Raw genomic sequence first — 12,746 nt, forward strand, 5'->3', positions numbered from 1 at the left:
TTACATTAAATCATGGATAGCAAATTACAGGCACAAGAAAGCCAGCAGCAGGGTCAACAGCAACACTCAGGGCAGCCGAAGGGCAACCCCCTTGCAGAGCTGAATAAAATGGGAGGTTTTGGCTTTGTTGAATCCGTCGTAGACGGTATTGCCAATATGAACCCTACAAGAAAGGCAAGAAAAGAAATCTTCCTGAATGATGGTAATAAATCAGATGAAAGAAAGGAACTTCTTCAGAAAATTAATCTTTGGGTAAGCCTTTTAGAAGGTAATGAACCAGCAGATAAAATGGCCGATACGTGCAAGACAAAAGCACAGCAAGCCGATCAGAATCTGAAAACAAACTTAAAAAATACACTCGATGCCGTTCGTCTGTTGGAAACCAACTACAGAACAGTAGCTCAATTCTACAAAAATACAGAATTGGATAAAGTGGATAACGTAAGTATAGTGAACGCAAGCCTTGAACAGGTTTCAGACTTAGATAATCCTCTATTTATAGATGCTATTTCTGATGAATTTAAGAATTATTACGATCGTTTGGATCTTAGAGATAATTACTCAATTCTTGCAATCCCGGGGTATTTAGGTTCCAATAAAGTAATCGAAAAATGGGCAAAGATCTGTAACGAGAACAAAGTAATGATGGTTACGGATTTCGCCAATCTTGATAAACCGGACGATGTTGTAGACTTATTCCATTCTGCAAACCTTACAGGTGGTGAACTTCACAGAAGTAACGTAATTATGACTTGTAACTGGTTGGTAGGACGCGGAAAAGCAGAAGAAGTAGGAGAAGAAGAGAATGTAGAACTTCCACCTTCCACTTCATTAGCCGGAAAAATCCATAAAACATTAATGTCTCAGGTGGCAGCCGGTAAAAAACATGGTAACATCAATGAGGTAGACGCTGTAAAATTCGAATTGAAGAAAAGTGAAATTTCTCAGTTGGAAAAAATGGGTCTTGTACCCATGGTAAACGAGTACGGAAAAATTATGGCTTTCTCTGCGAAAACATTATTTACAGGAGACAATATTGGTCTTCAGACGTATTCCGTAGTTCGTGTATTCGACTATGTAACTAAAGTATTACTGGACTTCCTGAACAGAAGAGCCTTCGAAAACTGGAATGCTAAGAACGAAGATGATTTAAGAAGACAAATTGTAACCTTCCTGGATAATATCAAAGGACCGGACAAATTGATTGAGAAATTCAAGATTGTTCGTTTCGAGCAGGATAGAGTAAACAAAGACAGAGTATGGCTTGATATCCGTATGACACCTTATTTCCCTACGAAAAGTTTTGTTATTAAACTTGACGGACATAAAGGAGATGATGGTAACGAATGGGATGCAGAGTACACTCAGGAGTAAAAAAATATTTTAAAATAATAAAAACCGATGCAATTTTTACATCGGTTTTTTTCTACCAACACACCTATGAATATTAAAATGAAAAAAAAGCTTATCATGAGCCTGCCTGTTGTATGGATGGCTTTTTTTGTAAGTTGTGAAAAAAAATACCAAAGTCCGGCCCATTATGAAGAAGATCTTTTTGCCGATGAAAAGCAGGAAGGAAAGGCTTACATCATGAATAAAGAAGAATGCTTCGATGGCAGTGAGCTCGTTATTGCAGGTTCAGGTGTAAAGCTTATCGATAGTTCAAAAGGACGTGGAAGAGGCTTTTTTATTTATAAAGTGAATGCCGGTAAAGTCTTAAAAACGGTCAGAGACTCCACGGTAGAATTTCCTATTAAATTCCTTTCTCCTCAAAGATTAAAATTAAAAGATCACGGTAATGATTCAATATATGTTTACCTTAAACAGCTAAAAGGTTACCGTTTTATTGCCGAAGATATGAACCTTAAATATCAGTGGCTAAAGTCAGCTCCTGTATATTCTGTGAAGAAATAATTTTTTTTAGAAAGATCACTCAAAATGTCGATGTAAAGCTATTCTGGCGAAGTATTTCCTGTCTAATCATTAAATTATAAACATATGGTAGGAGTAAGTTTTGAAACATGGTCCGAGATCAAAAGAGAACCTCTTACTATGGCTAATGCTATAGTTCTTAATGCCTACGTTACTAAGATTGAAAATAATAAATATGTTCAGATCAATGCTGCTTCTGTGGGAGATACAGTTTATATTATTGTTGAAACAACAGGTTTAATCGGTAAAAAAATAGAAGTGAATATCCTTGACCGCGATGGCGTTTTTGATGGTAAAGACTTTGCCGTCGTAGATCTACTTCAGGATGATAAAGATACACAAGGTCTGCTTTCGGCAACAGTAGACAAAGATGGACGAGCCGTTTATAAAGTAAAACTTCAGCCTTCTACTGACAAAAAAGACATTGAAGCGTGGGGAAATAAAATTAATAAAGCCAAAGACAAAAAAGTCTATACCTGTTTACTGGTCGATGCTGATAAACATAATCCCGGCTTCAATATTACTTACATGGGAAGAAATGCAGCAGGTCATGAAAATGACTCTCAGAAATCTTCCAAATCCAATTACTGGCTTGATGAAAATGGGAAATGGTTTGGGATTAAATACTGTGAATGCAATGTTTATTCTATTGATAAAGAATTATTAAGCGGACTAAATGTTGTTCATACGAAGGCAGAAAGTAAGGTAAAGGGAAACAATGGAATCCAAAAAGTTATTGCAATCGTTTTACATAGAACGATTGGATCCTCAATTTCAGGAGCTATTGCACATTCAAAAGGTACTCATTTCTATGTTGAAGGATCGCGTGGTGTGGATGGAGAAATTTTCCAGCCTATTAAACTAGATCAGTTTTCCAATCATATTATGAATGAGACTGCGAGAACTGGTCATATGGAAGTTCAAACTGAAAACTCTATCGGAATAGAAGTAATTGGGATGGCTTACTATAAAGTAGGAAAAGACCTCTACACTGTTTATGATTATAAAGTAAAAGATCCGACCTCTGTTAAACTAACAAAATCATTTAAAGGACAACGGAGGCTTAATGGAAAGTGGATTGATGAGGATATTTATTGGGATGAATTGACGGATGCACAAGTTAAATCGGTGAAATGTATTGTTGTTACGTTGATGAAAAAATATAATCTAAAAAAAGAAAATATTTTTACGCATGAAGAAATGCAATCGAAGACTGCTGGAGAAGGACAGGTTGTTAAAGATGCTATTTTTCCACTATTAAATGAATGTTTATGAAAAAAATATTATTAATACTCCTTACATCAATTATTTTTTCAGGTTGCGATTCTTTGCATGGGCAGAATAAAGAAATAAAGCAGATTGTTAAAAAAGTAGTGGAAATCTATAACCAGAAAGATTCAGAAAAATTTAATCAGTTAATAAATCCAGAAACTGGTCTTGTACTTATTACTACAATAGGGGCAAATAATAGTTGGGAAAAATTTCAGAAAGTTTGTCTGAACAAAAAATGCTTGGAGAAAGGAACTATGGAATCAGCCGGAATTCCGTATCAATCATTTTTGGAAAAATATAAAATAGGAAATTTGGATTTAAATAAAATAGAGTTTACCGAACAGTCTTTTTTTGAATGTGAAAAGATTAAAAAAGAAGGAATTTTCGTTGCTTCAGAAAATAAATTTCATACACTATCGGAGTCGGTAAGTTTCTTTATCAAACATTTTTCGGATATCGTTGGTGAGAAATTAGATCCGAAGAAAAAAATAGAATTGGAAAAAGAGGGAGAAAAGTTTAAGAAAATAGAATTAAAAAGCCGAAGAGTAACAGTAAACAGTGTTGGTGGGACTTTTGTTTTTTATATCACCAACATACAAGGGAAGTGGTATCTGACCATTATAGATTTCGCCTCTACAGATTGCAGCGTATAGTCGTCCTGTATGAACTAAAAATCCTATTTCACAATTTATATTCCGGAAAAAAGAATAAGCTTATCTTTGCAGACTTGCAACAATGCTCATGATGAAGAGAGCTTTTCTCTTCAATGATTTAAACAGATTACGCTTTTTGGAAAAAAATAGAACAGCCACAGATTTTCTGCATGTGGGAAACAGGCTTTTGGATTGGTATAGAAATAATGCACGGGATCTGCCTTTCAGACAGACAAAAGACCCCTATAAAATCTGGATCTGCGAAATTGTATTTCAGCAGACAAGAATCAATCAAGGGCTTAATCATTACAATAATTTTATCGAAAGATTTCCGGATGTAGAAACCTTGGCAGAAGCTGAAGAAAATGAGGTCTTATTGTACTGGAAAGGTCTGGGATATTATTCCAGAGCGATTAATATTCATACTGCTGCCCAACAGATTATGAATGATTACCATGGAGCATTTCCCTCTCAGTATGAAGAAATTCTGAAATTAAAAGGAGTAGGGAAATACACGGCAGCTGCAGTTTCCAGCATTTGTTTTGGAGGAAAGATGCCTGCCGTAGATGGTAATTTCTATCGGGTTCTGAGCCGTTTCTTTGCTGATGATTTTGATATTTCAAATTCAAGAGCTTTTACTTATTTTTCAGAATTAGCCACTTTGGTGATGCCTGAAAATGTAGGCGATTTCAATCAGGCGATGATGGATCTCGGCTCTGAAATATGCAAACCCAAAAATCCTCTTTGTGATGAATGCCCTATTAATGAAGATTGTCTGGCTTTTTCCCTTCAGAAAATATCAGAATATCCGGTAAAAACTAAAAAAGTAAAGGCGGAAGATCTTGCCTTAACCTATTATTTTGTTCACAGAAATGGAGAATTTTTGATCCGCCAGAGAAAAGATGACTTTATCTGGAAGAAGTTATTTGAATTCCCGGATGCTATTTCTGAGGATATGGAACCATTCATTACAAATTCCAAAACCATTACCCATAAGCTGACTCATAAGAATTTAAGCATTGAAATATTGAATGTTGAGGTGACTTCCGAAAAGATCTGGAATGATTTTATCACTGATAATCAATACCTCATTACCGATGTGGAAGGATCTCATGAAAAATCGTTTCCAAAACCTTTGGAAAATTACATTCAAAACTCTCTGAAAGACTGAAATTTGTCTTCTTAAATCTGAAATCTAATTTGTACTTTTGCAAAATGATAAAAAAAGTCATTTTTATTTTTGTATCACTGCTTTTAATTTCATGTGGAAAAGACACTGCCCCGAAACCGTACGGAGAATTGCGTCTTGAATATCCGGCACCGAAATACCAAAAGTTTGAAAACAATTGTGCCTATACCTTTGAATATTCAGATTTTGCTACCATTACAGCTGCCAAAAAGCCATGCTGGTTTTATCTGAACTATCCAAAAATGAAAGCCAAACTTTTCGTGACGTATTATCCGATACAAAATGACTTTGCAGAACACATCAAAGAAGCTGAAAAAATGGTCTATGAACATACCATTAAAGCCAGTTCTATAGATACGAAATCATTCGAATACCCTGAGAAAAAAGTGTATGGGAATTTCTATGAATTGAAAGGACAAAGTGCTTCTAATCTTCAGTTTTACATTACAGACAGTACGAAACACTTCGTAACTGCTTATTTATACTTTAATACGAGACCGAAACCGGACTCTCTGGCTCCTGCAGTAAACTATATTAAAAATGATATGAAACATCTGCTGGATTCTTTTGAATGGAAAAATTAATTTACTTTTAATATACATTGAAAAATATATGAAACTTTTAGTTGTAGGAAGTGTTGCATTTGATGCAATTGAAACACCATTTGGTAAAACGGACAAAATTTTAGGCGGAGCTGCCACTTATATTGGGATTACTTCATCTATTTTAGGCGTTAAATCGGGTATCGTTTCTGTAGTAGGAGGAGACTTTCCACAGGAACATCTTGATATGTTCACAAACAGAGAAGTAAACATCGAAGGAATTGAAATCGTAAAAGAAGGAAAAACATTCTTTTGGTCAGGAAGATACCACAATGACTTGAATACCAGAGATACGCTGGCTACAGAGGTGAATGTGCTGGAAAATTTTGATCCGAAAATTCCGGATTCAATGCAGGATGCCGAAATTTTATTACTAGGGAACCTACACCCTGGAGTTCAGTTATCTGTATTGGAAAAAATGAACAACCGTCCTAAACTTGTTATCCTTGATACCATGAATTTCTGGATGGATTGTGCCTGGGATATTTTGATGGATATGATTGCAAAAACTGATGTAATCACCATCAATGACGAAGAGGCAAGACAACTTTCAGGAGAATATTCTTTAGTAAAAGCTGCTAAAAAGATCCACACTATGGGACCTGAATATGTGATCATCAAAAAAGGAGAACACGGAGCTTTACTTTTCCATGACGGTAAAGTATTTGCAATTCCTGCACTTCCGTTAGAAGATGTTTTTGATCCAACCGGTGCCGGAGATACTTTTGCGGGTGGTTTTGCTGCTTATCTTGCGAAAAAAGGAAAAATCGATTTTGAAACAATGAAGTCTGCTTTGATCGTAGGATCTGCAATGGCATCATTCACTGTGGAAAAATTCGGAACCCAAAGAATAGAAGAAGTAAACGAATCGGATATGTTCAGCAGATTGAGACAATTTAAAGAATTGACGACATTTGATGTTGAACTGCAGTAAATAAGTCTTTTTAAGAAATATTTATAATAAAAAATTGAGTAAAATTCGTTAAGAATTCTAAATTTGCAACTTGTTTAAAATAGTAAAATGACAAATAAACTAAAAATCACTTTTCTCCTTGGGATTTTCATGATGATATTCTCTTCAAATATGATGAACGCCCAGTTAAAACCAGGAGATTTGGTGGATGGTATTGCTGCTGTTATCGGGAATGAGATTGTCTTGGAATCTGATGTAACTGAACAGATGAATTATGGGAAACAGCAGGGAGCTAATAACACAGACAAATGTGAGTTCCTGGAAAACCTTATCAGTAATAAACTTCTTGTATACGAAGCAAAAAAAGATACTTTAATTGAAAACCGTTCTGCCGCTATCAAAGAGCAGGCTAATGCAAAATACCGTCAGTTGCTTTCTCAATTTCCGGATGAAAAGGCATTGCTTGCCGCTTATAAGTTCAGAAATTCTTATGAAATGAAGAACGCAATCGAAAAAATCGATATTGACCAATATTACGGGCAGGCAAAATATCAGAGAGTTACAGATAAAGCGGACGTAACGCCAAATGAAGTTACTGATTTCTATAATCTATACAAAACGCAGCTGCCTCAGGTAAAAGATGAGGTTACATTAGCACAGATTATGATATATCCTACATTGAAGGAGGCTCACAAACAAGAACTTATCAATAGATTAAAAAAGATCAAACAAGATATTCTTGGAGGTGAAACCTTTGAAAGCCAGGCTAGAATTTATTCTGAAGATGAAGGATCTGCTTCTAACGGAGGATTATATAAGAATATCAATAAAGGGCAGATGGTGAAGCCGTTTGAAGCTGCAGCATTAAACCTTCAGGATAATGAAATTTCAGATCCTGTAGAATCGGAATTCGGATATCATATCATTCAGTTGTTAAAGAGATCAGGAAAAGTATATGATGCAAGACATATCTTGTTGAAAGCTACTCCTACTGAGGATGAAATTAAAACGGCAAAAGCAAAATTAGATAGTATCAGAGGTCTGATCCAGAATGGGAAAATGACATTTAAGGATGCAGCATTTAAATTCTCGGATGATAAAAGAACAAAATTCAATGCCGGGATTATTCCTGGAGCAGATGGTTCTGATAAAATTGAAAGAGAAAGTATTCCGGGAACAATCAGCTATGAATTGGCAGGTTTGAACAAAGGAGATATTACCACAGCTTTTGAAGATGATGAAAACAGAAGAAAAGCAGTTAAAATCATAAAAGTAGAAGATGTTATTCCTGCACACCAGATTACATTGGAAACAGATTTTAGCCGAATCAAGCAAATGGCTCTCAATAAGAAGAAAAATGAAATGGTAGAGAAGTTTGTAAATTCCAAATTACCGACAACTTTTATTTCTATTGACGGACGTTATGATAATTGTAATTTCAAGTCCAATTGGAAGAAAGAATCAATCAAAAAATAAAATCAAAACCTTCAGAATTTCTGAAGGTTTTTTTTGATTAAAACTTTAAGACAGGAAAGAAAGGATTTAATATCTTTACAAAAACAAGAATAATGGATCATACCTTTTATCTTGAAAAACTAAGGTTGGCTGCCGCAGAAGTAGCTGAAGAGAAACCGGATTATAATGGGTTAAAACTATCTGTTGACATTGTTCTTGAATCTGCTGCCCTGAAAATGTATAAACCCGAATGGTCATCCAATCCACAGTCGCCGATAGATGCTGCCGGGAGAATTTTCTTTTCAATCTGGATCAGCGATAAAACCCTCAGTGAAAAAAAGATCTGTTATAATATTCACGCCCTGAAACTAAGAGAGCTGAAAGCCTATAAAATAGCAGCTAGAAATTTTGCACAGGATTTTAGAGATGAGTTTTTGAAATATCAGGAGGACTGGCCCAATATAAGTGTAAAATATGGCCCATTGACTTTGATGGAGGGATGGGTAGAATTAAATGAAGATAATATCCCTCAGGCAGTTGCTCAACTCATTCGGAAGTTTTTAAAGATTAACTCAATCGTAGACACCGTTTTAATACAATATAAAAAATAACAATTTAATTATTTCATAGATTTTTTCCGGATTAGAAATGTCTGATAATCGTTGTTTTTAGTATTTTTACGCATGAGCAATTTTATAGATTTCAATTCGGCAAAAAAGCTTCATGATATGAAAGCCAATCAAAATAGAATTACAGAACTTTTCAATACAAGATATCCGATTATCCAGGCTGGTATGATCTGGCATTCAGGCTGGAGACTTGCGTCAGCAGTTTCCAATTGTGGCGGGTTAGGATTAATAGGCGCAGGGAGCATGTATCCTGATGTTTTAAGAGAAAATATTCAAAAATGTAAGCAAGCTACAAACAAACCGTTTGGGGTAAATGTACCGATGTTATACCCTAATCTTGAAGAGATCATTCAGATTATTCTGGAAGAAGGCGTGAAAATAGTCTTTACATCAGCCGGAAATCCGAAAACCTATACGGAAACACTTCAGAAAGAAGGGATAAAAGTAGCTCACGTTGTTTCCTCAACCAAATTTGCAATGAAATGTGAAGATGCAGGAGTAGACGCTATTGTAGCAGAAGGTTTTGAAGCCGGAGGCCACAACGGACGAGATGAAACAACTACCTTTTGCCTTATTCCAAATGTTAAAAAACATATTTCCAAACCTTTAATCGCGGCGGGAGGAATTGCATTGGGATCACAGGTAAAAGCTGCCATGATTTTAGGTGCTGACGGAGTGCAGATCGGATCCCGTTTTGCGGCGACTATCGAAGCAAGTGCCCATGAAAACTGGAAAAAGAAAATCACCGAATTACAGGAAGGTGATACTCATCTTACCCTAAAAGAACTGGCTCCTGTAAGAATGGTTAAAAATAAATTTTTCAACGAACTTGAAGATATCTATCATAGCGGAAGAGACAAAGATGCTCTGATAGCCTCATTAGGAAGAGCCAGAGCAAAGCGCGGAATGTTTGAAGGAGACATGGAAGATGGTGAACTTGAAATAGGACAGGTATCTGCATTGATTGATGATATTCTTCCGGTAGAAACGGTTTTCAGCCACCTTTTGAAAGAATTTGAAGAAACGAAAATGCCTGCTTTTTAAGAATGAATGGAAGAATACTTGAAGTAAAAGGGCAAAAATTTTACATAGAATATCATAATTCAGACGAAAAAAGACCAACCATTGTTTTCTTACACGATTCATTAGGCTCAGTACAGCTTTGGAGAGATTTTCCTACCAGGCTGTGTGAGGCTACAGGATGTAACGTCCTTGTCTATGATCGGCTGGGATACGGAAAATCAGATCCGATGCCGACTCATGAAAGACCGGTAAATTATATGGAACTGGAAGCACATGTATTGCATGATCTTTTGCTTGAAATTGAACCTGACATTGAGGATGTTATTTTATTCGGGCATAGTGATGGTGGCACAATTGCCCTGATCATGGCAGCAGTATATCCGGAATGGGTAAGAGCTGTTGTTTGCGAAGCCGGGCATATCTTTGTGGAAGATGTCACTTTAAAGGGTGTTTATGATGCCTGGGAAGCCTACAAAACGACAAACTTGCCGGAACGTCTGCAAAAATATCATGGCGATAAAGTAGATACATTGTTCAGAGCCTGGACAGAAACCTGGACCCGGGATGATTACAGAAGCTGGAATATTGAACATCTTTTGAAGCATATCACCTGTCCGCTATTATTTATTCAGGGAGAAGCTGATGAATATGGAACCCTGGATCAGGTAGAGAAAACCGTTTCCCAGGTAAGTGGTCGTGCTGAAAAGTACATTATTCCGGGAATAGGGCACACGCCTCACAAAGAAGCCCCGGAACTGGTATTGTTGAGAGCCGCTCAGTTTATAAAATCATTACAATAAAATATAAAAAGACTGCCTTTAGGTAGTCTTTTTTATTTATAACAGCTGAAGTTCAGCCTCAATATTCCTTCTTGCCTGTTCTTCATATTTTGCCTTAAAATGGTTAGTTTTAAAAATACTTTCAAGTTCCAGAAAATGTTTGAGAACCTTTTTTCTTCCGGGTTTATAAAGGAAATCAGGATAGATGGAATATTCTTTTCGGATCATTTTAGTATATTCTGAATAGACTTCAAAATCCTTTCCCAGAATAGACAGATCAGCATCCAATAGATAATTGGTATCTTCATCATCTGATTGTTGATGAGATTTTGTAGCCATAATCTGAGTAGAAATAAGCTGGATTTCATTCCTATTTAAACCCAGTTCTGCAAGACGCTTTTCCGCAGTCTCAGCACTTTTCTCTTCATTGGATTTAGAAGTTGCATCATAAATAATATCATGATAAAATACGGAAAAAGAAACAGCCGTAAAATTAATTATCCTGCCTTTAACTGTTTCCAGCTCCTGAAACATGTTCCCAAGATGAGTAAGATTATGATAATACCTGCCTTTTTCAGCATATTTTCTCTCAATCTCCGTCCATAGACTACCGATTAAGTTTCTGTCTGCGGTAAAAGGCATACAGAGCTGCTCAAATTGATCTTTCAGGTTCATGATAAGTATAGAGATAAAAAAAGGAACTTTTAAAAAGTTCCTCTGTTTGCTTCAAGAACAGCCTTTAGCTCAGCCCAGCCTCCGCCGTTATAACCGTCCTTTAATCCTTGAGAGTTCAGATATTCCAATGCTTTTCCGCTTCTGTTTCCACTTCTGCAGAATAAGATTACCGGTTTTTCGATAGATAAGATCTCGTCTTGTCTGTCTTCTACTTCACCTAGTGGAATATTCTTTGCCCCTTCTATATTTCCGTCCATTTCAAGCTCCATTGGCTCACGAACGTCTATCAATTCATAGTTTCCGGATTGTATTACTTCTATTAAAGACATATTTGTTTATTTTAAACATTAAATTATAAACGAAATTACGCAATTTTTATGAAAAAATCTGTGCCGGATTTGCTATTTAGAATAGAGTATACCCTAAAATCAGGGATACCGTCTTGTAATTTGAATCTATACTTACGTAATCACGAAGAAGAGTTCTCGATGTTCCTACTCGTACCTCTGCACTGAATTTATCATTGTATTTAAATCCGGCTCCAAATACAAAATTATTTCCCGACGTAACGTCCAATTCCGTTCGATCGAATTTTATAGATGAATTCAAATTAAAATCTAATACGTAAGCAGCATTTACAAATATTTTTGATCGGTCATTCAAAAAGAAATAATGTCTTACACCCATGGGTACTTCTATAGATTTATAATCTGTTGTAGCGGTGTATTTATATTCAAAATAAGATCCTGCATTTTCTGTAATTTCTTTACTTCCTTTATAATATTGGTAAGTTGGTTCCAAAAACAGAGCCCATTTATTTTTGTTAAAAGGGAGTACATATTCAAGTTCAAGCCCGATTCTAAAGGATGTATAAGAACCAAAATCTGTTTTCACCGGTTCATAACTATAATTATGAGTGGTTTCAAAAGAAGAAAAATTAACTCCAGGTCTTACGTTCAGATGGAAGAAGCTTTTCTTTGTGTTCTGGTTTTCATAATTAACCATTTGATTTCCGGAACACTCATTATATTTGATAAATATTTTGGTAAGATCTTTCGCTGAATAATTGAGATTTTGTAATTGCTGCCCGGTAATACCACATTTCAGATGATCGGCGATTTGCTTTTTATAATCTTCATTATATCCAACACTTCCCTGGTCGATATAATATGGCTTGTAAATAAGCTGTTTAGGTTGAGCTTCTTCCGTAGAATAAAAATACTTTCTTATATTACTATTTTCGTAGTAAAAGAGATCAGCTTTACCTTCTACAATATATTTAAGAAATAAAGTTTCTTCCTTAAAATCAGGAGCTTTATCTTCAGACATCATACTAAGGTTTTCAGAAGAACGATCAACCATCACTGTTGCCCTGATGTATTTACTGTTCCCATCGACAGCAAATTCCTGTACATTTTTAATACTTTCTTTTTGAACAGAGCCGGCGTTATCTGTTTTATATTCAAAATCCACAGGATTATTTTTCCAGTCTAAATTTCTGATTAAAACTTCTTTTTTTGTCCCGGAATTGTCAATAAAGTAACCTTTTTCAAATTTAATTTGCGCATAATGCATGCCTGCAGCAAGGATTCCTGCTAAAAGACTAATTTTTTTCATAGTTATT

At 35.6% G+C, this 12,746-nt stretch carries 14 protein-coding genes; 11 read left to right on the plus strand and 3 right to left on the minus strand.

Features of this window, described 5'->3' with window-relative positions:
- The first annotated feature begins 12 nt into the window (after nt 1-12).
- The 11 genes from EG342_RS12795 to EG342_RS12845 all read left to right on the plus strand — a co-directional run bounded on the left by EG342_RS12795 (nt 13) and on the right by EG342_RS12845 (nt 10,468).
- The gene (locus EG342_RS12795) at nt 13-1,374 is read left to right on the plus strand and encodes a DUF5458 family protein (protein ID WP_103293490.1); all 1,362 of its coding nucleotides are present in this window, start codon (nt 13-15) and stop codon (nt 1,372-1,374) included.
- Between the two features lie 78 nt (nt 1,375-1,452).
- The gene (locus EG342_RS12800) at nt 1,453-1,914 is read left to right on the plus strand and encodes a hypothetical protein (RefSeq protein ID WP_123895819.1); all 462 of its coding nucleotides are present in this window, start codon (nt 1,453-1,455) and stop codon (nt 1,912-1,914) included.
- An 84-nt stretch (nt 1,915-1,998) separates the two neighbouring features.
- Nucleotides 1,999-3,207: a peptidoglycan recognition protein family protein gene (locus tag EG342_RS12805; protein ID WP_103293488.1), complete on the plus strand. Its 1,209-nt coding sequence runs from the start codon at nt 1,999-2,001 to the stop codon at nt 3,205-3,207.
- Nucleotides 3,204-3,857 (plus strand): hypothetical protein, encoded by a 654-nt coding sequence (locus EG342_RS12810; RefSeq protein WP_123868093.1) that lies wholly within the window; start codon nt 3,204-3,206, stop codon nt 3,855-3,857. The genes EG342_RS12805 and EG342_RS12810 overlap by 4 nt, the downstream gene beginning before the upstream one ends.
- A gap of 136 nt (nt 3,858-3,993) precedes the next feature.
- Nucleotides 3,994-5,028: an A/G-specific adenine glycosylase gene (gene mutY / locus EG342_RS12815; protein ID WP_164465177.1), complete on the plus strand. Its 1,035-nt coding sequence runs from the start codon at nt 3,994-3,996 to the stop codon at nt 5,026-5,028.
- 44 nt (nt 5,029-5,072) lie between these two features.
- A complete protein-coding gene (gene gldD, locus EG342_RS12820) occupies nt 5,073-5,630 on the plus strand; it encodes a gliding motility lipoprotein GldD (RefSeq protein WP_103293486.1) in 558 nt (185 codons plus the stop codon).
- A gap of 28 nt (nt 5,631-5,658) precedes the next feature.
- Nucleotides 5,659-6,582 carry a PfkB family carbohydrate kinase gene (locus EG342_RS12825; RefSeq protein WP_103293485.1) on the plus strand — a complete coding sequence of 308 codons (924 nt, stop codon included), beginning with the start codon at nt 5,659-5,661 and terminating at the stop codon, nt 6,580-6,582.
- Between the two features lie 87 nt (nt 6,583-6,669).
- Nucleotides 6,670-8,037, plus strand: a complete 1,368-nt coding sequence (locus EG342_RS12830) for a peptidylprolyl isomerase (RefSeq protein ID WP_103293484.1) — start codon at nt 6,670-6,672, stop codon at nt 8,035-8,037.
- Nucleotides 8,038-8,129: 92 nt separating this feature from the next.
- The gene (locus EG342_RS12835) at nt 8,130-8,627 is read left to right on the plus strand and encodes a hypothetical protein (RefSeq protein ID WP_103293483.1); all 498 of its coding nucleotides are present in this window, start codon (nt 8,130-8,132) and stop codon (nt 8,625-8,627) included.
- A gap of 72 nt (nt 8,628-8,699) precedes the next feature.
- A complete protein-coding gene (locus EG342_RS12840) occupies nt 8,700-9,689 on the plus strand; it encodes an NAD(P)H-dependent flavin oxidoreductase (RefSeq protein ID WP_246008616.1) in 990 nt (329 codons plus the stop codon).
- Nucleotides 9,690-9,691: 2 nt separating this feature from the next.
- Nucleotides 9,692-10,468: an alpha/beta fold hydrolase gene (locus EG342_RS12845; protein ID WP_103293482.1), complete on the plus strand. Its 777-nt coding sequence runs from the start codon at nt 9,692-9,694 to the stop codon at nt 10,466-10,468.
- A gap of 36 nt (nt 10,469-10,504) precedes the next feature.
- Here EG342_RS12845 and EG342_RS12850 read toward each other — a convergent pair whose 3' ends face one another.
- From EG342_RS12850 to EG342_RS12860, 3 genes are all read right to left on the minus strand, one after another.
- Complete coding sequence (locus EG342_RS12850) at nt 10,505-11,122, minus strand: HD domain-containing protein (protein WP_103293481.1); 618 nt, start codon at nt 11,120-11,122, stop codon at nt 10,505-10,507.
- A 29-nt stretch (nt 11,123-11,151) separates the two neighbouring features.
- Nucleotides 11,152-11,451: a rhodanese-like domain-containing protein gene (locus EG342_RS12855; protein WP_103293480.1), complete on the minus strand. Its 300-nt coding sequence runs from the start codon at nt 11,449-11,451 to the stop codon at nt 11,152-11,154.
- Between the two features lie 76 nt (nt 11,452-11,527).
- Nucleotides 11,528-12,739, minus strand: coding sequence for a porin family protein (locus EG342_RS12860; protein ID WP_103293479.1), 1,212 nt, complete (start codon nt 12,737-12,739; stop codon nt 11,528-11,530).
- Nucleotides 12,740-12,746: the final 7 nt, after the last annotated feature.

This window comes from Chryseobacterium lactis, assembly GCF_003815875.1.
GTDB lineage: Bacteria > Bacteroidota > Bacteroidia > Flavobacteriales > Weeksellaceae > Chryseobacterium > Chryseobacterium lactis.

What these genes read in the sequence shown, in the direction of transcription:
- EG342_RS12795 (WP_103293490.1), top strand. Translation starts at nt 13, where the DNA reads ATGGATAGCAAATTACAGGCACAAGAAAGCCAGCAGCAGGGTCAACAG.
- EG342_RS12800 (WP_123895819.1), top strand. Translation starts at nt 1,453, where the DNA reads ATGAAAAAAAAGCTTATCATGAGCCTGCCTGTTGTATGGATGGCTTTT.
- EG342_RS12805 (WP_103293488.1), top strand. Translation starts at nt 1,999, where the DNA reads ATGGTAGGAGTAAGTTTTGAAACATGGTCCGAGATCAAAAGAGAACCT.
- EG342_RS12810 (WP_123868093.1), top strand. Translation starts at nt 3,204, where the DNA reads ATGAAAAAAATATTATTAATACTCCTTACATCAATTATTTTTTCAGGT.
- gldD (WP_103293486.1), top strand. Translation starts at nt 5,073, where the DNA reads ATGATAAAAAAAGTCATTTTTATTTTTGTATCACTGCTTTTAATTTCA.
- EG342_RS12825 (WP_103293485.1), top strand. Translation starts at nt 5,659, where the DNA reads ATGAAACTTTTAGTTGTAGGAAGTGTTGCATTTGATGCAATTGAAACA.
- EG342_RS12830 (WP_103293484.1), top strand. Translation starts at nt 6,670, where the DNA reads ATGACAAATAAACTAAAAATCACTTTTCTCCTTGGGATTTTCATGATG.
- EG342_RS12835 (WP_103293483.1), top strand. Translation starts at nt 8,130, where the DNA reads ATGGATCATACCTTTTATCTTGAAAAACTAAGGTTGGCTGCCGCAGAA.
- EG342_RS12840 (WP_246008616.1), top strand. Translation starts at nt 8,700, where the DNA reads ATGAGCAATTTTATAGATTTCAATTCGGCAAAAAAGCTTCATGATATG.
- EG342_RS12845 (WP_103293482.1), top strand. Translation starts at nt 9,692, where the DNA reads ATGAATGGAAGAATACTTGAAGTAAAAGGGCAAAAATTTTACATAGAA.
- EG342_RS12850 (WP_103293481.1), bottom strand. Translation starts at nt 11,122, where the DNA reads ATGAACCTGAAAGATCAATTTGAGCAGCTCTGTATGCCTTTTACCGCA.
- EG342_RS12855 (WP_103293480.1), bottom strand. Translation starts at nt 11,451, where the DNA reads ATGTCTTTAATAGAAGTAATACAATCCGGAAACTATGAATTGATAGAC.
- EG342_RS12860 (WP_103293479.1), bottom strand. Translation starts at nt 12,739, where the DNA reads ATGAAAAAAATTAGTCTTTTAGCAGGAATCCTTGCTGCAGGCATGCAT.